This window comes from Salmonella sp. SA15303, from assembly GCF_029962125.1.
Classification (GTDB): Bacteria; Pseudomonadota; Gammaproteobacteria; order Enterobacterales; family Enterobacteriaceae; genus Salmonella; species Salmonella enterica.
This window is the reverse complement of record NZ_CP123924.1, coordinates 4,732,654-4,751,919: the sequence shown is the minus strand read 5'-3', so window position 1 is coordinate 4,751,919 and position 19,266 is coordinate 4,732,654. Positions and strand designations below refer to the sequence as shown.

Here is a 19,266-nt window from a genome sequence, read left to right as displayed (position 1 = left end):
AAAAGTTCAACAAGAAATCAAAAGGGGGTCCCAATGGGGGACGAAAAGAGCTTAGCGCACACCCGATGGAACTGTAAATATCACATAGTTTTCGCGCCCAAATACCGAAGACAAGCGTTCTATGGAGAGAAGCGTAGGGCAGTAGGCAGCATATTAAGAAAATTGTGTGAATGGAAAAACGTACGAATTCTGGAAGCAGAATGTTGTGCAGATCATATTCACATGCTTCTGGAGATCCCGCCGAAGATGAGTGTGTCGAGTTTCATGGGATATCTGAAGGGTAAAAGTAGTCTGATGCTTTACGAGCAGTTTGGGGATCTAAAATTCAAATACAGGAACAGGGAGTTCTGGTGCAGAGGGTACTATGTCGATACGGTGGGTAAGAACACGGCGAAGATACAGGACTACATAAAGCACCAGCTTGAAGAGGATAAAATGGGTGAGCAATTATCGATCCCGTATCCGGGCAGCCCGTTTACGGGCCGTAAGTAACGAAGTTTGATGCAAATGTCAGATCGTATGCGCCTGTTAGGGCGCGGCTGGTAAGAGAGCCTTATAGGCGCATCTGAAAAACCTCCGGCTATGCCGGAGGATATTTATTTTCTGTTCCTTTTCAACCCCTTATCCCGCACGTGTTGCCATTATGATTTGTTGGCGATATCCCAGGCTTCATTTGTCGCTATTCGGTGACGAGTAATCTATTGATTTATAATCACTTTGTAAAAAGCATCCTGTTCTGTCTCCACCGGGCGACACGCTAAAACCTCGCCAGCGGCGGGGGGATGACAATCGCGTGAATTCTCTACGTTTTTTTAATGCCTGCGCCTGTTTTTTAGCGGTGCAAAGATGGCACGTTATGTGCAATAATGTACGGGTAGATGCTCATTCCATCTCTTATGTTCGCCTTCTGGCCTCATAAACTCAGGAATGATGCAGAGCCGTTTACGGTGCTTATCGTCCACTGACAGATGTCGCTTACGCCTCATCAAACACCCTGGACACAACGTTGAGTGAAGCACCCCTTTATGTTGTCATACAGACCTGTTTTGACGCCTGCCCCTTAACCGGGCAGGCGTTTTTTTATGCATCTCGAATGATTTTGTGTAGGCGGTAGGCCCGGTAAGCGAAGCGCCACCGGGCAAGAGGGAATTACTGCGGGGGATTGTTCTGTAATGTCAGCATCAGGCCGTCGCGCCGCATGGCGGCGGCCTCTTCCGGTTGATGCAGTCGATCAAGCGCATCGGCAAGCCAGGCATAATCATACGCGTCCGGGCGTTGTTTCAGCGCGGCGCGGAAAGCCAGGGTCGCCTCCTGCCATTCACCGTGTTTCATTAGCGACTGGCCGAGCGTGCTCCATAACAGCGGGCGATCGCCTACCGTCTTGATTTGCTGGCGCAGCACTTTCTCCAGTTGTTCCGGATTATTGGTTCTGAGGCGAGGAATGGGCAGCACCAGCCGATCGTCATACTGGCGTTTCAGACCGTCGATGATAATCTGCTGCGCCATATCATGATCGTCACATTCGATCAGATGCTCGGCCATTGCGACCTGCAGCGCCACCTGATGGCGGGTTTTACGGCTTTGGTTTTTCCACCAGGTGCGTAATCCTTCGCTGCCCTGCTCGGCGCGCGCCTGATCCATGAGTCCTATCCACGCCTGTTGTTCGAGCATAGCGCGATGCGCTTCATCGCCAACGTGCGCTTTCGCCATGGATGGGATGATATCCAGTAAAGAACTCCATGCGCTGGTGCGAATATAGGCCTGCTCCGCCAGACGCAGAACTTCCGGGTGACGCGGCGTGACCTCCAGCAGTTTGTCCACGCCGTGACGCGCCGCGTGATTTTCATTGCGCGCCAGCTGTAAGCGCACGCGCGTGATCTCGACCGGGATGGTGTCGTTCCCCGCCAGCTCTGCCGCACGTTCAAGGTGCTGATTAGCGCGCGCTTCATCGCCGCGCTGCTGCGCTGCTTCTGCCGCCAGCAGATAATTTACCACCGGTTGTTCAGCATGATCGGCATTTTTTGACATCAGCTTTTCAACCTGCTGATAATCGCCCTCCGCCAGCTTCAGCAGCGCCTGTTCGGTCTGCTTGCGGGCGCGACGGCGTTTACGGCCGGCAAACCAACCGCGGGTGTGCGCGCCGGTACGAAACAGACGGCGTAGTAACCACTCAATGGCGAATAGCACCACCATAGCGACGATGAGAATGATCGCCAGGCCGGTGACGCTGGTTTCAATGTTGTAGTTATCGGTCTGGATTAACACATAGCCCTGGTGACCGGCTATCATCGGGCCGACCACGATACCCGCAAGCAACAACACAAAGAGCAATAATACTTTTAGCATCATTATTCTCCTTGCGGCGCGGCTGCCGGAGCGTCTGTCTGCGTGGCAGGCGCTGCCGTAGAGACTGTCGGTTGCGCCAGCAGATTACGCACGCGGGTTTGCATCAGTTTTTCAAGAATCGCCTGGCTTCCCAGGGTTTCTGGCAGATCCATCGTGATATTTTGCTGGCTTAATTTATCGACCTCCTCCAGGAAGGCTTTTGTCGCGGCGTCGTCAGTATCGTAATAAGCGCGAACCCAGGTCGAAACGTTATCCAGCGCCTGACGGTATGTTTCTTCCTGATGGCGTGGCACGGCCTGCGCGGCGACTAACAGGCGGGAGCGAATATTTTCGCGTAAATAGACGTCCTGGTTGGGTGCCAACAGCGGTACGGCGGTATCATCGCGGCGGCGAATGGTAATAAAGCTGTCCATAAAGTTCTGCCAGCTTTTTTGCAGGTTAACGCGCCATTCGCTTAACGAGCTGGACAGCTCGCTGCTGTCTGAATCCATCGGCGAACCATCGGTATCGTTATCCGCCAGACGCAGGTTATCGATTTGGTTAGAGAGCTGATTGAGCTTGAGAATAATGCCGTCGTAGTCGATCTGCGCAACGGATGACAGGCTGGCGATATCGTCAGTAATCGCGCGTCGTGCGGTAATCAGGCTGGGGTCATTCATGTCCGCCAGACTGGCGTCAGCGCTTTTGAGCAGCGCAGCGGCGGTAGTGACGTCCTGATCGCTCCACAGCTTGCGTCCGGCGAGTTTCACCAGGAAATCAGCCTGCGCCAGCAGCCAGGTTTTAGCATCGCTGCCGGAAATAGTGGCGACTTTTTGTTGTACTTCATCAAGCTGTTTCGCCAGCGCCGCCTGTTGGCGATTCGCGTCATCTAACTGCGCCGCTTGTTTTTTGATAATCCCTTCCAGCTCCGCTTTTTGGCTCTCCTGCGCCTTTTGCAAGGCGGTCAGTTGCGTCGCCAGCGCATCGCTGGTTTCCGTTTGCGCGGTTGCTTGCTGTTTCCCCCAGCCATAAAGCCCAATACCTGCCGCCAGGGCAATCGCAATCGCCACCGCGCTTAATACCAGCGCGGCGCCGTTCTTACTTTTTTTCTCGGTATTAACTGGCTGTGGCGTGGTTTCCACGCTCTCCCTGGTCTCATCAACCACGGCGGAGGATTTTTCTTGTTCCGTCATTATGGCATCCCATTATGAGAGTTATTGTAATGCGCGCAACAGCGCATCGTTGTCGGCGTTATCAGCGACCTTAATATCTTGCCAGCCCAGTTCCCGGGCGAGGTGCGCCAGACGCTCACTGACGACCAATAGCCGACAGCGTAGTAACCAGTGCTCACGATACCACTGGGGAGTCAGCGACCAGAGCCGTTGCAACATCTCGCCGCTGGTAACAACAAGCGTTGTTACGCCGCGAGTATGCCAGCGCATCGCTTCTTCCGCGCCATCGTAATGTTTCGCACATCGTTGATAACATTCACAAAAACTGACTTCGGCTCCGCGCGCTGTCAGGGTTTCGCCCAGCAGTTCGCGGCCGCCATTGCCACGCAAAATCAGCGCGCGTTTGCCCGCAATATTTTGTAATTCAGGTAATTGTAGCAAGGCTTCGCTGATTTCCCGATCCAATGGATAACGAATATCGAACCCGCTAACGGTATGAAGGGCGAGCGCCGTGGTGCGGCCAATCGCGAAATAGCGCGGCGCCACAGGCCAGTTTCGACCATCCCGCTGGAGCTGGGCGTGAGCAAAGGCGACAGCGTGCTGTGAAAGGGCAAAAACCAGATCGTTTTCCGTCAGCGTCGCCAGGCGGTCGGCCAGGGTGGGTAGCTCCCGACCGGCGACAAATTCAATCAGTGGAAAACTCCAGGCCACCTGCCCCAGTGCGCGCAGACGGCTCACTAACGCTTCCCCTGCGGGAGAGGGGCGGGTGATCAGAATACTCATGCGGGCGTCTCGCCGTTATAAACTTCCGTCAGAATCGCGCGTGCGCCGTTTTCCAGCAGTTCCTCTGCAAGCGAGATGCCCATTTGCTCCGCCTGCTCGGGAGAACCACGACGTTCGCCGCGCACCATCACCGAACCGTCCGGCGCGCCAACCAGCGCGCGTAGCCAAATTTCACCGTTGATGATTTCTGCATAGCTGCCAATCGGCACCTGACAACCGCCTTCCAGGCGGGTGTTCATAGCGCGTTCCGCCGTTACGCGCAGCGCGGTTTGCGAGTGATTCAACGGTGCGAGCAGCGCCTGTGTTCGCGCGTCGTCAAGACGACACTCAATCCCGACGGCGCCCTGGCCTACGGCAGGAAGCGAAACGTCGGGCGGCAAGGCTGTGCGAATGCGCGACTCCAGACCTAAGCGTTTCAGACCGGCCACGGCCAGGATAATGGCGTCATAGTCGCCGTTGTCCAGCTTGCCGAGACGTGTGCCGACGTTGCCGCGCAACGAACGGATAATGAGGTCCGGACGGCGTTCCGCCAGTTGACACTGACGACGCAAACTGGACGTCCCGACGATACTACCCGCGGGCAGATCGTCCAGACTGTGATATTTATTCGAGACAAACGCGTCGCGCGGATCTTCGCGCTCGCAAATGGTCACCAGACCGAGACCGTCCGGGAAGGCCACCGGAACGTCTTTCATAGAGTGCACGGCGATATCAGCACGTTTTTCCAGCAGCGCGATTTCAAGCTCTTTAACAAACAGTCCCTTACCGCCCACTTTCGCCAGGGGAGTATCGAGAATCACGTCGCCGCGTGTGACCATCGGCACCAGTTCTACCGTCAGTCCCGGATGGGTTGCCATCAATGCGTCTTTGACATAATGTGCCTGCCAAAGCGCAAGGGGACTTTGGCGTGTGGCAATTCTTAAAACATTGTCTAACATGCTTGTTACCGTCATTATCAATCATTGACCATCCTAACATCCTTATAGAGAGTATGTTAGTTTTCCGGTCACCGTGAGTGAGAGGATAAGGCGCAGTGTCGTCAATGACAGTGAATAATGACGAGAAACCGCCAGCCCGTATTTAAGAATTTACACGCAGCGAACGGTGCTACACTTGTATGTAGCGCATCTTTCTTTACGGTCAATGAGCAAGGTGTTAAATTGATCACGTTTTAGACCATTTTTTCGTCGGTATTAGATAAAAATATGCAGGCGAGAAAGGGTAACGGTTATTTTTGACATACGGTTTATCCCGAATGGCGACGGTCAAGTACTGACCTGCACCATGACGGGTAGCAACATCAGGCGATACGTCTTGTACCTCTATATTGAGACTCTGAAACAGAGACTGGATGCCATAAATCAACTGCGTGTGGATCGCGCGCTTGCTGCCATGGGACCCGCTTTTCAGCAGGTTTACAGTCTTCTGCCGACATTATTGCACTATCACCATCCACTGATGCCGGGTTACCTTGATGGTAACGTTCCCAGCGGTATTTGCTTCTACACGCCTGATGAAACCCAACGCCACTATCTGAACGAACTTGAGCTGTACCGCGGTATGACGCCGCAGGACCCGCCGAAGGGCGAGCTGCCGATTACCGGCGTTTACACCATGGGCAGCACCTCCTCGGTCGGGCAGAGCTGCTCGTCCGACCTGGATATCTGGGTGTGCCATCAGTCCTGGCTCGACGGCGAAGAGCGTCAGTTGCTGCAACGTAAGTGTAGCCTGCTGGAAAGCTGGGCCGCCTCGCTTGGCGTTGAGGTGAGCTTCTTCCTGATCGACGAGAACCGTTTCCGCCATAACGAAAGCGGCAGTCTGGGCGGGGAAGACTGTGGTTCTACGCAGCATATCCTGTTGCTTGATGAGTTTTATCGTACCGCTGTGCGCCTGGCCGGGAAGCGTATCCTGTGGAGTATGGTGCCGTGCGACGAAGAAGAGCATTACGACGACTATGTCATGACGCTCTATGCGCAGGGCGTATTAACGCCAAACGAATGGCTGGATCTGGGGGGCTTAAGCTCGCTCTCCGCCGAAGAGTACTTTGGCGCCAGCCTGTGGCAGCTATACAAGAGCATTGACTCGCCGTACAAAGCGGTGCTGAAAACGCTGCTGCTGGAAGCCTATTCATGGGAATATCCTAACCCACGTCTGCTGGCGAAAGATATTAAACAACGTCTGCATGACGGTGAAATCGTATCGTTTGGACTCGATCCCTACTGCATGATGCTGGAACGGGTCACTGAATACCTGACGGCGATTGAAGATCCGACGCGGCTGGATTTAGTCCGCCGCTGCTTTTACCTGAAAGTGTGCGAGAAATTAAGTCGCGAGCGTGCCTGCGTAGGCTGGCGTCGGGAAGTATTAAGCCAGTTAGTCAGCGAGTGGGGATGGGACGACGCGCGTCTGACCATGCTCGATAATCGCGCAAACTGGAAAATCGATCAGGTGCGCGAAGCCCACAACGAATTGCTCGACGCCATGATGCAAAGCTATCGTAATCTGATTCGCTTTGCGCGGCGCAACAACCTCAGCGTGAGTGCCAGCCCGCAGGATATCGGCGTACTGACGCGTAAGCTGTACGCGGCTTTTGAAGCGTTGCCGGGTAAAGTCACGCTGGTGAACCCGCAGATATCGCCGGATCTGTCCGAGCCGAATTTAACCTTTATCCATGTGCCGCCGGGACGCGCCAACCGTTCAGGCTGGTATCTCTACAACCGCGCGCCGAACATGGATTCCATCATCAGCCATCAGCCGCTGGAATATAACCGTTATCTTAATAAGCTGGTCGCGTGGGCGTGGTTCAACGGCCTGCTGACGTCGCGAACGCATCTGTTTATTAAGGGCAACGGTATTGTCGACCTGCCTAAGTTACAGGAGATGGTCGCCGATGTTTCGCACCATTTCCCGCTGCGCTTGCCTGCTCCGACGCCGAAAGCGCTCTACAGCCCCTGTGAAATTCGCCATCTGGCGATTATCGTTAACCTCGAATATGACCCGACGGCGGCGTTTCGCAATAAAGTGGTCCATTTTGACTTCCGTAAGCTGGACGTTTTCAGCTTTGGCGAAGAGCAAAACTGTCTGATAGGCAGTATCGACTTGTTATATCGCAACTCGTGGAACGAAGTGCGTACTCTGCACTTTAACGGCGAGCAGGCGATGATCGAAGCGCTGAAAACGATTCTGGGGAAAATGCACCAGGATGCCGCGCCGCCGGATAGCGTGGAGGTGTTCTGCTACAGTCAGCATCTTCGCGGCCTGATTCGCACCCGTGTGCAGCAACTGGTCTCCGAATGTATTGAGCTACGTCTTTCCAGCACCCGTCAGGAGACCGGTCGCTTCAAGGCGCTGCGGGTTTCCGGGCAGACGTGGGGGCTATTCTTCGAACGCTTGAATGTCTCGGTGCAGAAGCTGGAGAACGCTATCGAATTCTACGGCGCGATTTCGCATAACAAGCTGCACGGGCTGTCGGTACAGGTGGAAACCAACCAGGTGAAATTGCCGTCAGTGGTGGATGGCTTCGCCAGCGAAGGGATTATCCAGTTCTTCTTTGAAGAAACAGGCGATGAGAAAGGCTTTAACATTTATATTCTGGATGAAAGTAACCGGGCGGAAGTATATCACCACTGCGAAGGTAGCAAGGAAGAACTGGTGCGCGACGTCAGTCGCTTCTATTCGTCATCGCACGATCGCTTCACGTATGGCTCCAGTTTTATCAACTTTAACCTGCCGCAGTTCTACCAGATAGTGAAAACCGATGGCCGCGCGCAGGTGATCCCATTCCGTACGCAGCCTATCAACACCGTGCCGCCAGCAAACCAGGATCATGACGCGCCGCTATTGCAGCAGTATTTTTCGTAAGTGCTGCGCCGGGCAAAGCTGCCCGGCCGGCGTTCACCGCTTCACATTAACTTCACCCAACTTCGTTACCGTGACCTCCGCATTTGGTTTACAGGAGGAGGTTTGAGGTGGCAGATGCGTTCATTTTGTTAGGGATAGTCATGGCGATGGTCAGCCTCGGCTTCATTCTTATAAATAAGTTATTCTGTTTTATATCTGCTGGGTGCCTGCTCTCGTTATGCGCCAGCATGGCCAGTTTTCAACTCTGGGATGCATCTTACTGGGGGCGATGGGGAAAAGTATGTCCCGGCCTGGATGTGATCATCTCCTGCGACAATTACCATTTTCTCTATGACTTGGGATGGGAATTGTACGGTATCGCCTTTTTGTTCTTTACCGCGTTAATGCTCACATGTGCGGCCATTATTCTTATCAATATGATTATGGCTTTAGAGCGATACTGTGCCGGATGGCGGCGCTAACGCGCCTTATCCAGCCTACATTCGAAGAATGCTCATTGAGCGGAACAAGGTTTAGATAATATTTTTTCTTATACAATTTATGTAGTAATATTCAGACCGTTCAAAATGCTATCGCGTCCTTCATTGTTTTCGTAAATATGTTTTGAAAAACTATATTAGAAACAAAAGCTCTTTAATGGTTTCTTATGGATGTTTTTATAAAAGGATATTATATGTCAATAAACAACCCTATTCTTATTTGCGTGAATAAGAAACGACAAATAAAATTAGCTCTGTTTTATTCAGTGGTAGCTATAGCTCTTATGATGAGCCTCTTTCTAAATTATAGTATTATGCTAAAGATGGTGTGTGTTTTTTTAATACTCCTCATGATAGCAGGCGCAAGTGCTTACTGGTACTCCGCCTTTTCAGGAAAGCCACAGCTAACGTTGAACCAGGAGGGAGTAACATTACACACAACCAGGCTACCAATAGTTTACTGGCATGAAATCGACTATGTTGGTGAGCGTGTTAGCGATAATACGCCTGTGCTGGCCATTTTTGTCAAAGATGTTGAGCTTTATTGTCAGCGAATTACTAATGAGAAAATGCGTAATAATTTTCTGTCATTATTGAATAAGCATGAAAGTAATCGCGTGATGAATATCTCTCTAAACGATCTCGATTATGACTCAGATGAGTTACAGGATATTTTTAAAATGGCTGTTGCCAGAAACCTGGAACAATAGGGTAGAGATATATGTTTTTTGTTATTACTCACCATATTGATGTGCTGCCTCTGGCAACCCTACCCACACATGAAACATGCCCTTATTGTAATAATCAGGATGTATGGTTGATTATTCGCCAAAAAAGGACCCGTACATGTGGTCTGTCTCAAGCGAGAAAAAGAGATAAGTTTGGTTTAGCGATATGCAATCATTGCAGCAATGAAATCAAGGAAAAACGTTGGTCACCAGCGTTACGTCAACTTTTTACCGAGCAGAAGCCACTATTTAACCTAACCTTTTGGCAACGCTACGGTTTTTGGGTTGGTTGGTTGAGTGTATGGCCCGCGCTGTTTCTGGCAACCTGGCTGTATTTCACATTTCGGGGTTGGTAATACGACCGCATATCTCGTTAAATATACGCAGGAAAGCGCTATTCTTCTGGCTCTCCTGCGGAATTAAAACTTAGCGAAAACTCACCTTTTCACCCGCTTGTTGCGTTGCCGCCTGCTCCAGCAGATCCCAGAAGGTTTCGCCGCTGCGATCGCAAACCCACTCGTCGCCTTTCAGATCGAAATGATAGCCGCCCTGTTTGGTCGCCAGCCACACCTGGTGCAACGGCTCCTGACGGTTAATAATGATCTTACTGCCGTTCTCAAAGCTGAGGGTCAGCACGCCGCCGTTGATTTCGCAGTCGATATCGCTGTCGCCGTCCCAGCTATCGAGGCGTTCTTCAATGGTGAGCCACAGGGCGTCAGCCAGGCGATGAAATTCACTGTCGTTCATTGTTTTATCCCGCTATTGAGTGATAGCGCCAGTATAAGGGGAAGCGTCAGCTTCTGGAACCGATACGAATTACCGTTGTGAGCGGTAAAGGATAAAACTCAGCGGTAGGTAAATGACGATAAATAGCGCACCGGTGATAAGTATGACGGACGCGTTAACCGGGAAATGGTTCAGAGCCGACAGCATTGCCACCATCAGTGCGACGCAGCCGCCGCAGAGGAGAAAATGCAACAGGATTAAGGGGGCGCGCGGCTTTGCTTTGATATCCAAAAGAGCGCTAAGCAGACCGAGTACCGCGCTTATCGTCAGGACTCCGGCAGCTTCAACACCGTTTATCGTGCCGTGCATAATGCTTTCAATAATGACGTAAATGCATGAACCGATCCCCACGCCCCGAAGGGCGTTTTTCAAATGTTTAATCAAGTGCGCAAAACGGTTTAGCGGCGTCATTTTTGGCATTCCGGTGCCTGCGTTATGATGATGTCTTTATTGTTGGTGTACATGACGTTCCTATTCAGAGTATGCGTCTTATCCGGGCAGGGGGATGCTGTTCGGTAAAGCTGGCTGCCAATCCACGTATAAACTAGCGGTTGTCATACGCAAAACGCTCGGTGACTTTTAGCGGCCCATTGATGCTAAAGACATGAATACCCTGACCTTGCTGGCTATCACGCATAAAATAGCCATGCTCTTTTCCGGCGTTAATTTCCCGGTTCAGGAAGGGGGTTGCGCTATCCAGTTCCAGCCCTGAGTTGCCGGGTTAATCAATGAATTGGGTAACCGACGCAGGCGTTTGAAACTCACCTCCGGCAACGAAAGATTGTTCTCCTCTTCTGGCTGGAGATAAACCACGCCGCTGCCTTGCCGCTGATAAACATTGTGCGGAGATTCACTCAGCCGGCATCCCCAGGCGGGAGGCAGCAGAAGTGAAAGCGAAAAAAGGCAAAACAAATTACGATATTGCATAAGGTCATCCGGACGTGGTACGTAAACCTAAAGTGATGAGCAAAGCATGTTTCCTGATGTAAATGCGCAATAATCATGGCAACGCGCCGCTTTTCAGATTTTATAAAGAGCCCCTAAACGCTTGCTTTTACGCCTTCTCCTGCGATGATAGAAAATAGAAAGCATGAACTTACAGGCAATCCATAATGAAAAACGTGTTTAAGACACTCGCTGTACTTCTGACTCTGTTCAGCCTGACGGGCTGCGGTTTGAAAGGGCCGCTTTATTTCCCGCCAGCCGATAAAAATGCGCCGCCGCCGACGAAAAAAGTCGATTCGCAAACGCAGTCCACGATGCCCGATAAGAACGATCGCGCAACGGGAGATGGCCCGTCCCAGGTCAATTACTGAGGATAGTTTTCTGTCCCCGCGTGAACGGAGTGAATGATGCAATTCTCTAAAATGCATGGCCTTGGCAACGATTTTATGGTCGTCGACGCGGTAACGCAGAATGTCTTTTTTTCGCCGGAACTGATTCGTCGGCTATCCGACAGACACCTGGGCGTAGGGTTCGATCAGCTGCTGGTGGTTGAGCCGCCCTATGATCCTGAGTTGGACTTTCATTACCGCATCTTCAACGCCGACGGCAGTGAAGTCTCGCAGTGCGGCAATGGCGCGCGCTGTTTCGCGCGATTTGTTCGCCTGAAAGGGCTAACCAATAAACGCGACATTCGGGTCAGTACCGCGAATGGCCGGATGGTACTGAGCGTCACGGAAGATGAACTGGTGCGGGTGAATATGGGGGAACCAAACTTTGAACCCGCGCAGGTGCCTTTTCGCGCCAACAAAGCGGAAAAGACGTATATTATGCGAGCGGCGGAACAGACCATACTGTGCGGCGTGGTTTCAATGGGCAATCCGCACTGTGTCATTCAGGTTGATAACGTCGACACGGCGGCCGTTGAAACACTGGGGCCGGTTCTGGAAAGCCATGAGCGTTTTCCGGAACGCGCCAACATTGGTTTTATGCAGGTTGTAAGACGTGAGCATATCCGGCTGCGAGTCTATGAACGCGGCGCAGGGGAGACCCGCGCGTGCGGCAGCGGCGCGTGCGCTGCCGTTGCCGTGGGGATTCAGCAGGGGCTGCTGGCTGAAGAAGTACGCGTGGAATTACCGGGCGGTCGGCTGGATATCGCCTGGAAAGGTCCGGGTCATCCGTTATACATGACTGGTCCGGCGGCACATATCTACGACGGATTTATCCATTTATGAAGCAACCAGAGGAAGAACTACAGGAAACGCTCACGGAACTGGACGATCGAGCGGTCGTCGATTACCTGCGCCACCACCCTGAGTTTTTTATCCGTAACGCCCACGCCGTTGAAGCGATGCGTGTTCCACATCCCGTGCGGGGAACGGTTTCGCTCGTTGAGTGGCATATGGCCCGCGCGCGTAATCACATCAATGTGCTTGAAGAAAATATGACGCTGCTGATGGAACAGGCTCATGCCAATGAAAGCCTGTTTTATCGCTTGCTGCATCTGCAAAGCCGTCTGGTCGCCGCGGATAGTCTGGATGAGATGCTGGTGCGGTTTCACCGCTGGGCGCGCGATTTGGGGCTTGCCGGCGCGACGCTGCGTTTGTTCCCGGATCGGTGGCGTCTTGGCGCGCCATCGCGCTATACACATCTGGCTTTAAACCGTCAGGCCTTTGAGCCGCTGCGTATTCAACGGCTGGGACAGTCGCAGCATTATCTTGGCCCGCTAAACGGCCCGGAACTGCTGGTGGTCTTGCCGGAGGCGAAGGCTGTAGGCTCGGTAGCCATGTCGATGATGGGCAGCGATGGCGGCCTCGGGGTGATTCTCTTCAGCAGCCGTGACCCGCATCACTATCAGCCGGGACAGGGGACGCAGCTTTTACAGGAGATCGCGCTGATGCTGCCGGAACTGCTGGAACGCTGGATTAAACGCGTATGACGGATGTCGCGCTTTCTCAGGATGTCTCGCGGTTCCTGCGCTATTTAGGCGTGGAGCGCCAGCTTAGCCCCATTACCCTGCTGAACTACCAGCGTCAGCTTGATGCCATTATCGCTTTAGCCGGAGAAACCGGGCTGAAAAGCTGGCAACAATGTGACGCTGCGATTGTGCGCAGTTTTGCGGTGCGCAGTCGGCGCAAAGGGCTTGGCCCTGCCAGTCTGGCGCTACGTCTCTCGGCATTGCGAAGCTTTTTTGACTGGTTAGTCAGTCAGGGCGAATTGAAAGCTAACCCGGCAAAGGGTGTCTCCGCACCGAAAGCGCCGCGTCATCTGCCGAAAAATATTGATGTCGACGACGTTAACCGCCTGCTGGACATCGATCTTAACGATCCGCTCGCCGTACGTGATCGGGCGATGCTGGAGGTCATGTACGGCGCGGGGCTGCGTTTATCCGAACTGGTTGGCCTGGATATAAAGCACCTCGATCTCGATACCGGAGAAGTGTGGGTAATGGGTAAAGGCAGCAAAGAGCGACGCCTGCCGATTGGCCGTAACGCGGTGACGTGGATTGAGCACTGGTTGGATCTGCGCGGCCTGTTCGCCAGCGATGAAGAGGCGTTATTCCTGTCGAAGCTCGGCAAGCGTATCTCCGCGCGCAATGTCCAAAAACGGTTCGCCGAATGGGGCATAAAGCAGGGGCTAAACAGCCACGTGCATCCACATAAGCTGCGCCATTCGTTCGCGACCCATATGCTGGAATCGAGCGGCGATCTGCGCGGCGTGCAAGAGCTGCTGGGTCATGCCAACCTTTCCACCACCCAAATTTATACTCATCTTGATTTTCAACATCTTGCTTCAGTGTACGACGCGGCGCATCCGCGCGCTAAACGGGGGAAATAATGCGTTTTTACCGGCCTTTGGGGCGTATTGCCGCGCTCACCTTTGACCTGGATGATACCCTTTATGATAACCGTCCGGTGATTTTGCGTACTGAGCAGGAAGCGCTCGCTTTTATGCAGAATTATCACCCGTCGCTACGTTCGTTTCAAAACGTCGATTTACAGCGGATACGGCAGGCGGTGCGTGAAGCGGAGCCGGAAATCTATCATGACGTTACCCGCTGGCGCCATCGCGCGATAGAGCAGGCCATGCGGGATGCGGGATTATCGGCGCAGGAGGCCATTGCCGGCGCGAATGCGGCGATGATGCATTTTGCCAAATGGCGCAGCCAGATTGAGGTTCCGCAGGCTACCCATGAGACGTTACAGCAGCTTGCGAAAAAATGGCCGCTGGTGGCGATCACTAACGGCAATGCCCAGCCGGAACTGTTTGGCCTCGGCGATTACTTTAAGTTTGTACTGCGCGCCGGCCCGGATGGACGTTCCAAGCCCTTTAGCGACATGTATTTCCTGGCGGCGGAAAAACTGCATGTGCCGATCGGCGAGATCCTGCATGTCGGCGATGATCTGACTACCGATGTGGCTGGCGCTATTCGCTGTGGGATGCAGGCCTGCTGGATTAAACCTGAAAATGCCGACCTGATGCGGACGCAGGACAGCCGTTTACTGCCGCATATCGAAATTTCGCGATTGGCATCTCTCACCTCGCTGATATAATCACCAGTAGTTCTGTATAAATTCCCAGTTATTCTGGCGGATGGCGCTATGCTTATCCGCCCTACGATAAGTAGCCCCGGTAAGCGAAGCGCCACCGGGCGTTTTTAGTTTTCATGTTTTTACGCGGCGGTGCCAATGGACGTTTCTTACCTGCTCGACAGCCTTAATGATAAACAGCGCGAAGCGGTGGCCGCGCCACGTAGCAACATGCTGGTGCTGGCGGGCGCGGGAAGCGGGAAAACCCGCGTGCTGGTGCACCGTATCGCCTGGTTACTGAGCGTAGAAAACAACTCGCCATATTCCATCATGGCGGTGACCTTTACCAATAAAGCGGCGGCGGAAATGCGCCATCGTATTGGCCAGTTGATGGGGACCAGCCAGGGCGGAATGTGGGTAGGGACGTTCCACGGTCTGGCGCACCGCCTGCTGCGCGCGCATCATATGGACGCTAATTTGCCGCAGGATTTCCAGATTCTCGACAGCGAAGATCAGATGCGTTTGCTTAAACGCCTGATTAAGGCGATGAATCTTGATGAGAAGCAGTGGCCGCCGCGTCAGGCGATGTGGTACATCAATAGCCAGAAAGACGAAGGGCTACGCCCGCACCATATCCAAAGCTATGGCAACCCGGTGGAGCAGACCTGGCAGAAGGTGTATCAGGCCTATCAGGAAGCGTGCGATCGCGCTGGTCTGGTGGATTTTGCCGAGCTACTGCTGCGCGCTCATGAACTATGGCTGAACAAGCCGCACATCCTGCAACACTATCGCGAGCGGTTTACTAACATCCTGGTGGACGAATTCCAGGATACCAACAACATTCAGTACGCCTGGGTTCGTCTGCTGGCGGGCGATACCGGTAAGGTGATGATTGTCGGCGACGATGACCAGTCGATCTACGGCTGGCGCGGGGCCCAGGTAGAGAACATCCAGCGCTTCCTCAATGATTTCCCCGGCGCGCAGACCATTCGTCTGGAGCAGAATTACCGCTCGACCAGCAACATCCTTAGCGCGGCGAACGCTCTGATTGAGAATAACAATGGGCGTTTGGGTAAAAAGCTGTGGACTGACGGCGTTGACGGCGAACCGATATCGCTGTACTGCGCTTTCAACGAACTGGATGAAGCGCGCTTTGTGGTTAACCGTATCAAAACCTGGCAGGACAACGGCGGCGCGCTTGCGCAATGCGCCATTCTTTATCGCAGCAACGCCCAGTCGCGCGTGCTGGAAGAAGCGTTATTACAGGCCAGTATGCCGTACCGCATTTACGGCGGTATGCGCTTCTTCGAACGCCAGGAGATCAAAGATGCGCTCTCTTATCTGCGTTTGATTGCCAATCGCAACGATGATGCCGCCTTTGAACGCGTGGTGAATACCCCAACGCGCGGTATCGGCGACCGCACGCTGGACGTGGTGCGCCAGACCTCGCGCGATCGCCAGCTAACATTGTGGCAGGTGTGCCGTGAATTGTTACAGGAAAAAGCCCTGGCCGGGCGTGCGGCCAGCGCGCTGCAACGCTTTATGGAACTGATCGACGCCCTGGCGCAGGAAACCGCCGACATGCCGCTGCATGTGCAGACTGACCGGGTGATCAAAGATTCCGGCCTGCGCACCATGTATGAGCAAGAAAAAGGCGAGAAAGGCCAGACGCGCATCGAAAACTTAGAGGAACTGGTGACGGCAACGCGGCAGTTCAGCTACAACGACGAAGATGAAGATTTGATGCCGTTGCAGGCCTTCCTCTCTCACGCGGCGCTGGAAGCGGGCGAGGGGCAGGCGGATACCTGGCAGGATGCGGTACAGCTGATGACGCTGCACTCGGCCAAAGGCCTGGAGTTTCCGCAGGTGTTTATCGTCGGGATGGAAGAGGGGATGTTCCCCAGCCAGATGTCGCTGGATGAGGGCGGGCGTTTGGAAGAGGAGCGTCGTCTGGCCTACGTCGGCGTTACCCGTGCCATGCAGAAACTGACGCTAACCTATGCCGAAACTCGCCGTCTGTATGGTAAAGAGGTTTATCATCGCCCGTCGCGTTTCATCGGCGAGTTGCCGGAGGAGTGCGTGGAAGAGGTCCGTCTGCGCGCCACCGTCAGTCGTCCGGTGAGCCATCAACGAATGGGAACGCCGCTGGCGGAAAACGACACAGGCTACAAACTCGGCCAACGCGTGCGCCATGCGAAGTTCGGCGAGGGAACTATTGTCAACCTGGAGGGCAGCGGCGAGCATAGCCGGTTGCAGGTGGCTTTTCAGGGGCAAGGGATCAAATGGCTGGTTGCCGCGTATGCGAAGCTGGAAACGGTTTGACCGACTCTCATAGTGCCGGATGGCGCGTCTTATCCGGCCTACGCGCTGGCTAACATTTTGATTTGTAGGCCGGATAAGGCGAAGCCGCCATCCGGCGATATATTGATGTTAATATTCTGAAATCATAGATAAATACTCTCACTCTGCTAACCTTTCTGCATAAGGGGAAATTATTGCTTTTTCGCGTTTCGTTGCGTGTTGACGGCAAATTTTTGCTGGCGTAACATGCGCCCACGATTACGCTAAGAGGACATTCGCCTTGGACACACCCAGTAGATACTGGCTCATTATCCTGTCATCCAGGATCAACTCCTAAGGCTATCCCTTTTTGCTGATAGCCTTAGCGGTTGTCAGCGACCTTTCATTTTTTCCCGTCGCGTTGAGTCAGGCTGTTTAATGGTCTGAAACCCAATTTGTTTCTGTGTGCCCATCTGAACTGTCCGATATTTTTACGCATTGGGAGTCCCGGTCATGCTGAGCGCATTTCAACTGGAAAAAAACCGACTGACCCGGCTGGAAGTCGAGGAGTCACAAAGCCTGATTGATGCCGTATGGGTCGATTTGGTCGAACCGGACGACGACGAGCGATTGCGCGTACAATCTGAGCTGGGCCAGAGTCTGGCGACGCGTCCTGAACTGGAAGATATCGAAGCATCCGCGCGCTTCTTTGAAGACGAAGACGGACTGCATATCCACTCCTTCTTCTTCTTCGAAGATGCGGAAGATCATGCCGGTAACTCTACGGTGGCATTCACTATTCGCGATGGCCGTCTGTTTACGCTGCGTGAACGCGAACTGCCCGCCTTCCGTTTGTATCGTATGCGCGCCCGCAGCCAGGCGATGGTCGACGGTAATGCTTATGAATTACTGCTCGATCTGTTCGAAACTAAAATTGAACAGTTGGCGGATGAAATCGAAAACATCTACAGCGATCTGGAAAAACTGAGCCGCGTCATTATGGAAGGGCATCAGGGCGATGAATACGACGAAGCGCTCTCCACGCTGGCGGAACTGGAAGATATCGGCTGGAAGGTACGCCTGTGTCTGATGGATACCCAACGCGCGCTGAACTTCCTGGTGCGCAAGGCGCGCTTACCGGGCGGACAGCTGGAGCAGGCGCGTGAGATCCTGCGCGATATCGAATCTCTGCTGCCGCACAATGAATCGCTGTTCCAGAAGGTGAACTTCCTGATGCAGGCGGCGATGGGTTTCATCAACATCGAGCAGAACCGTATTATCAAAATCTTCTCGGTGGTTTCCGTGGTGTTCCTGCCGCCGACGCTGGTCGCTTCCAGCTATGGGATGAACTTCGAGTTTATGCCGGAACTGAAGTGGAGCTTTGGTTATCCAGGCGCGATTATCTTTATGATTCTGGCGGGGCTTGCGCCGTATTTGTACTTTAAGCGCAAGAACTGGCTGTAAGACATTAAGGCCAGGGTGATTCAGCTGCGGCTGAACCACCCTGAAAAGTTACAGGCTCCAGGTATTGATACCTTTAACCTCTTTTTCATAGAACCACTTATTTGTATTGACGCCGACATAAGCTGCGACAACAAGTCCAAGTATGTTAACGCCGATTAATGCTCCAATAAATATTGCAACGATCCCTAATAAAATAACTATAATTGCTTTTTTCCACAGACCCAGTACAAACAAATAAATCCATGAGAAGAAAAAGGCAATAAAGTTTATTTGAATAGTCAACCGTTGTCGGGGCTTTAATGCTTTAAATGCCTGTTTATATTCTGGGCTTACTTTCCAAAATCCAGGGAAACCATGTTGATCGTAAAATGAAAAACGGTATTTCCATTTTTCAGATAGCGAACCATCATTAATATAATCCTTGTCCATGTAAACTCCATTAAATTACTTGTTGAGTGAATTCGAATCCGGGGGGGCCAGAAGTAGCAGAGAAAAGGTTGCAAAATACCAGATTAGAAAAAGAGGCATACCAAAGCCATCGCAAGCGAAATCTTCAGCAACCATTATCACGAAGGAGGCAATATAGATTACAAGCGTACCCCATACATAGAATTTTATATATTCAAAGCCACTGTCTCTGAATCGCTGACAGTTTAAATTAATGACGAGATAATGTAGTAAAATTGTGAATAAAATTGCCAGTATCACAAAGCTTAAATATAATAAAACCCCAACCAAAATGGAAAATATTATATTTATTAGCGCGAATGATAATAAATAACGACATCTGGAAACACATCTCTCAGATGAAGGAATAAAAACACTTAACATTAATTTCACATCCATATGTTGGGTTACGTCGTTAGCATGACAATATGCTACCCCCCTTACAAGGGGAGGCATATTTTTTCAGATT

Annotated in this window: 22 protein-coding genes and 1 pseudogene; 13 read left to right on the top strand and 10 right to left on the bottom strand. The window is 52.6% G+C overall.

What is annotated here, in order from left to right:
* Positions 1-33: 33 nt before the first annotated feature.
* Positions 34-492: an IS200/IS605-like element IS200F family transposase gene (gene tnpA / locus QEN31_RS23185; RefSeq protein ID WP_000502119.1), complete on the top strand. Its 459-nt coding sequence runs from the start codon at positions 34-36 to the stop codon at positions 490-492.
* Positions 493-1,149: 657 nt separating this feature from the next.
* On the opposite strand, the gene hemY is transcribed toward tnpA, so the two are convergent.
* The 4 genes from hemY to hemC are packed head-to-tail and all read right to left on the bottom strand — an operon-like array spanning position 1,150 to position 5,218.
* Positions 1,150-2,346 carry a protoheme IX biogenesis protein HemY gene (hemY, locus tag QEN31_RS23180; RefSeq protein WP_001546072.1) on the bottom strand — a complete coding sequence of 399 codons (1,197 nt, stop codon included), beginning with the start codon at positions 2,344-2,346 and terminating at the stop codon, positions 1,150-1,152.
* Positions 2,347-2,348: 2 nt separating this feature from the next.
* Complete coding sequence (hemX, locus tag QEN31_RS23175; RefSeq protein ID WP_000138962.1) at positions 2,349-3,518, bottom strand: uroporphyrinogen-III C-methyltransferase; 1,170 nt, start codon at positions 3,516-3,518, stop codon at positions 2,349-2,351.
* Positions 3,519-3,539: 21 nt separating this feature from the next.
* A complete protein-coding gene (gene hemD / locus QEN31_RS23170; RefSeq protein ID WP_000025498.1) occupies positions 3,540-4,280 on the bottom strand; it encodes a uroporphyrinogen-III synthase in 741 nt (246 codons plus the stop codon).
* Positions 4,277-5,218 carry a hydroxymethylbilane synthase gene (hemC, locus tag QEN31_RS23165; protein WP_001521319.1) on the bottom strand — a complete coding sequence of 314 codons (942 nt, stop codon included), beginning with the start codon at positions 5,216-5,218 and terminating at the stop codon, positions 4,277-4,279. The genes hemD and hemC overlap by 4 nt, the downstream gene beginning before the upstream one ends.
* 376 nt (positions 5,219-5,594) lie before the next feature.
* On the opposite strand from hemC, the gene cyaA reads away from it, so the two are divergent.
* The 4 genes from cyaA to QEN31_RS23145 all read left to right on the top strand — a co-directional run bounded on the left by cyaA (position 5,595) and on the right by QEN31_RS23145 (position 9,704).
* Positions 5,595-8,141 carry a class I adenylate cyclase gene (gene cyaA, locus QEN31_RS23160; RefSeq protein WP_000281718.1) on the top strand — a complete coding sequence of 849 codons (2,547 nt, stop codon included), beginning with the start codon at positions 5,595-5,597 and terminating at the stop codon, positions 8,139-8,141.
* Positions 8,142-8,248: 107 nt separating this feature from the next.
* Positions 8,249-8,602: a membrane protein gene (locus QEN31_RS23155; protein WP_000752579.1), complete on the top strand. Its 354-nt coding sequence runs from the start codon at positions 8,249-8,251 to the stop codon at positions 8,600-8,602.
* 185 nt (positions 8,603-8,787) lie between these two features.
* Positions 8,788-9,330: an STM3941 family protein gene (locus QEN31_RS23150; RefSeq protein ID WP_001738610.1), complete on the top strand. Its 543-nt coding sequence runs from the start codon at positions 8,788-8,790 to the stop codon at positions 9,328-9,330.
* 11 nt (positions 9,331-9,341) lie between these two features.
* Positions 9,342-9,704 (top strand): hypothetical protein, encoded by a 363-nt coding sequence (locus QEN31_RS23145; RefSeq protein ID WP_010989084.1) that lies wholly within the window; start codon positions 9,342-9,344, stop codon positions 9,702-9,704.
* A 70-nt stretch (positions 9,705-9,774) separates the two neighbouring features.
* Here QEN31_RS23145 and cyaY read toward each other — a convergent pair whose 3' ends face one another.
* The 4 genes and pseudogenes from cyaY to QEN31_RS23125 all read right to left on the bottom strand — a co-directional run bounded on the left by cyaY (position 9,775) and on the right by QEN31_RS23125 (position 11,061).
* Complete coding sequence (gene cyaY / locus QEN31_RS23140; RefSeq protein WP_000999930.1) at positions 9,775-10,095, bottom strand: iron donor protein CyaY; 321 nt, start codon at positions 10,093-10,095, stop codon at positions 9,775-9,777.
* 69 nt (positions 10,096-10,164) lie between these two features.
* Positions 10,165-10,554 (bottom strand): DUF3021 family protein, encoded by a 390-nt coding sequence (locus QEN31_RS23135; RefSeq protein WP_001125556.1) that lies wholly within the window; start codon positions 10,552-10,554, stop codon positions 10,165-10,167.
* Positions 10,542-10,840: pseudogene (locus QEN31_RS23130) on the bottom strand (hypothetical protein); the annotation flags it as partial. The pseudogene QEN31_RS23130 and the gene QEN31_RS23135, both read right to left, overlap by 13 nt.
* Positions 10,810-11,061 carry a hypothetical protein gene (locus tag QEN31_RS23125; RefSeq protein ID WP_001541792.1) on the bottom strand — a complete coding sequence of 84 codons (252 nt, stop codon included), beginning with the start codon at positions 11,059-11,061 and terminating at the stop codon, positions 10,810-10,812. The pseudogene QEN31_RS23130 and the gene QEN31_RS23125, both read right to left, overlap by 31 nt.
* Positions 11,062-11,246: 185 nt before the next feature.
* On the opposite strand from QEN31_RS23125, the gene lptM reads away from it, so the two are divergent.
* From lptM to corA, 8 genes are all read left to right on the top strand, one after another.
* Positions 11,247-11,450 carry an LPS translocon maturation chaperone LptM gene (lptM, locus tag QEN31_RS23120; protein WP_000799903.1) on the top strand — a complete coding sequence of 68 codons (204 nt, stop codon included), beginning with the start codon at positions 11,247-11,249 and terminating at the stop codon, positions 11,448-11,450.
* Between the two features lie 36 nt (positions 11,451-11,486).
* Positions 11,487-12,311, top strand: coding sequence for a diaminopimelate epimerase (gene dapF / locus QEN31_RS23115; protein WP_001160671.1), 825 nt, complete (start codon positions 11,487-11,489; stop codon positions 12,309-12,311).
* Positions 12,308-13,015 (top strand): DUF484 domain-containing protein, encoded by a 708-nt coding sequence (locus QEN31_RS23110; RefSeq protein ID WP_000812765.1) that lies wholly within the window; start codon positions 12,308-12,310, stop codon positions 13,013-13,015. The genes dapF and QEN31_RS23110 overlap by 4 nt, the downstream gene beginning before the upstream one ends.
* Positions 13,012-13,914, top strand: coding sequence for a tyrosine recombinase XerC (gene xerC / locus QEN31_RS23105; RefSeq protein WP_000132874.1), 903 nt, complete (start codon positions 13,012-13,014; stop codon positions 13,912-13,914). Before QEN31_RS23110 ends, xerC begins: the two co-directional genes overlap by 4 nt.
* The gene (yigB, locus tag QEN31_RS23100; RefSeq protein ID WP_001213560.1) at positions 13,914-14,630 is read left to right on the top strand and encodes a 5-amino-6-(5-phospho-D-ribitylamino)uracil phosphatase YigB; all 717 of its coding nucleotides are present in this window, start codon (positions 13,914-13,916) and stop codon (positions 14,628-14,630) included. The genes xerC and yigB overlap by 1 nt, the downstream gene beginning before the upstream one ends.
* A 135-nt stretch (positions 14,631-14,765) precedes the next feature.
* Positions 14,766-16,928: a DNA helicase II gene (uvrD, locus tag QEN31_RS23095; protein ID WP_000383441.1), complete on the top strand. Its 2,163-nt coding sequence runs from the start codon at positions 14,766-14,768 to the stop codon at positions 16,926-16,928.
* A gap of 259 nt (positions 16,929-17,187) precedes the next feature.
* Positions 17,188-17,244, top strand: a complete 57-nt coding sequence (gene ysgD, locus QEN31_RS23090) for a YsgD/CorL family protein (protein ID WP_212723238.1) — start codon at positions 17,188-17,190, stop codon at positions 17,242-17,244.
* 155 nt (positions 17,245-17,399) lie between these two features.
* The gene (gene corA / locus QEN31_RS23085; RefSeq protein ID WP_000947139.1) at positions 17,400-18,350 is read left to right on the top strand and encodes a magnesium/cobalt transporter CorA; all 951 of its coding nucleotides are present in this window, start codon (positions 17,400-17,402) and stop codon (positions 18,348-18,350) included.
* A 48-nt stretch (positions 18,351-18,398) separates the two neighbouring features.
* Here corA and yigF read toward each other — a convergent pair whose 3' ends face one another.
* Both yigF and QEN31_RS23075 read right to left on the bottom strand, forming a co-directional pair.
* A complete protein-coding gene (gene yigF, locus QEN31_RS23080) occupies positions 18,399-18,779 on the bottom strand; it encodes an inner membrane protein YigF (RefSeq protein ID WP_000356594.1) in 381 nt (126 codons plus the stop codon).
* A 15-nt stretch (positions 18,780-18,794) separates the two neighbouring features.
* Entirely contained in the window at positions 18,795-19,253 is a 459-nt protein-coding gene (locus QEN31_RS23075) for a membrane protein (RefSeq protein ID WP_001738611.1), read from the bottom strand.
* Positions 19,254-19,266: the final 13 nt, after the last annotated feature.

What these genes read in the sequence shown, in the direction of transcription:
- hemX (WP_000138962.1), bottom strand. Translation starts at nt 3,518, where the DNA reads ATGACGGAACAAGAAAAATCCTCCGCCGTGGTTGATGAGACCAGGGAG.
- QEN31_RS23125 (WP_001541792.1), bottom strand. Translation starts at nt 11,061, where the DNA reads ATGCAATATCGTAATTTGTTTTGCCTTTTTTCGCTTTCACTTCTGCTG.
- cyaY (WP_000999930.1), bottom strand. Translation starts at nt 10,095, where the DNA reads ATGAACGACAGTGAATTTCATCGCCTGGCTGACGCCCTGTGGCTCACC.
- dapF (WP_001160671.1), top strand. Translation starts at nt 11,487, where the DNA reads ATGCAATTCTCTAAAATGCATGGCCTTGGCAACGATTTTATGGTCGTC.
- hemD (WP_000025498.1), bottom strand. Translation starts at nt 4,280, where the DNA reads ATGAGTATTCTGATCACCCGCCCCTCTCCCGCAGGGGAAGCGTTAGTG.
- QEN31_RS23075 (WP_001738611.1), bottom strand. Translation starts at nt 19,253, where the DNA reads ATGCCTCCCCTTGTAAGGGGGGTAGCATATTGTCATGCTAACGACGTA.
- yigB (WP_001213560.1), top strand. Translation starts at nt 13,914, where the DNA reads ATGCGTTTTTACCGGCCTTTGGGGCGTATTGCCGCGCTCACCTTTGAC.
- yigF (WP_000356594.1), bottom strand. Translation starts at nt 18,779, where the DNA reads ATGGACAAGGATTATATTAATGATGGTTCGCTATCTGAAAAATGGAAA.
- corA (WP_000947139.1), top strand. Translation starts at nt 17,400, where the DNA reads ATGCTGAGCGCATTTCAACTGGAAAAAAACCGACTGACCCGGCTGGAA.
- QEN31_RS23110 (WP_000812765.1), top strand. Translation starts at nt 12,308, where the DNA reads ATGAAGCAACCAGAGGAAGAACTACAGGAAACGCTCACGGAACTGGAC.
- QEN31_RS23135 (WP_001125556.1), bottom strand. Translation starts at nt 10,554, where the DNA reads ATGCCAAAAATGACGCCGCTAAACCGTTTTGCGCACTTGATTAAACAT.
- xerC (WP_000132874.1), top strand. Translation starts at nt 13,012, where the DNA reads ATGACGGATGTCGCGCTTTCTCAGGATGTCTCGCGGTTCCTGCGCTAT.
- tnpA (WP_000502119.1), top strand. Translation starts at nt 34, where the DNA reads ATGGGGGACGAAAAGAGCTTAGCGCACACCCGATGGAACTGTAAATAT.
- uvrD (WP_000383441.1), top strand. Translation starts at nt 14,766, where the DNA reads ATGGACGTTTCTTACCTGCTCGACAGCCTTAATGATAAACAGCGCGAA.
- QEN31_RS23145 (WP_010989084.1), top strand. Translation starts at nt 9,342, where the DNA reads ATGTTTTTTGTTATTACTCACCATATTGATGTGCTGCCTCTGGCAACC.
- lptM (WP_000799903.1), top strand. Translation starts at nt 11,247, where the DNA reads ATGAAAAACGTGTTTAAGACACTCGCTGTACTTCTGACTCTGTTCAGC.
- hemC (WP_001521319.1), bottom strand. Translation starts at nt 5,218, where the DNA reads ATGTTAGACAATGTTTTAAGAATTGCCACACGCCAAAGTCCCCTTGCG.
- QEN31_RS23150 (WP_001738610.1), top strand. Translation starts at nt 8,788, where the DNA reads ATGGATGTTTTTATAAAAGGATATTATATGTCAATAAACAACCCTATT.
- hemY (WP_001546072.1), bottom strand. Translation starts at nt 2,346, where the DNA reads ATGCTAAAAGTATTATTGCTCTTTGTGTTGTTGCTTGCGGGTATCGTG.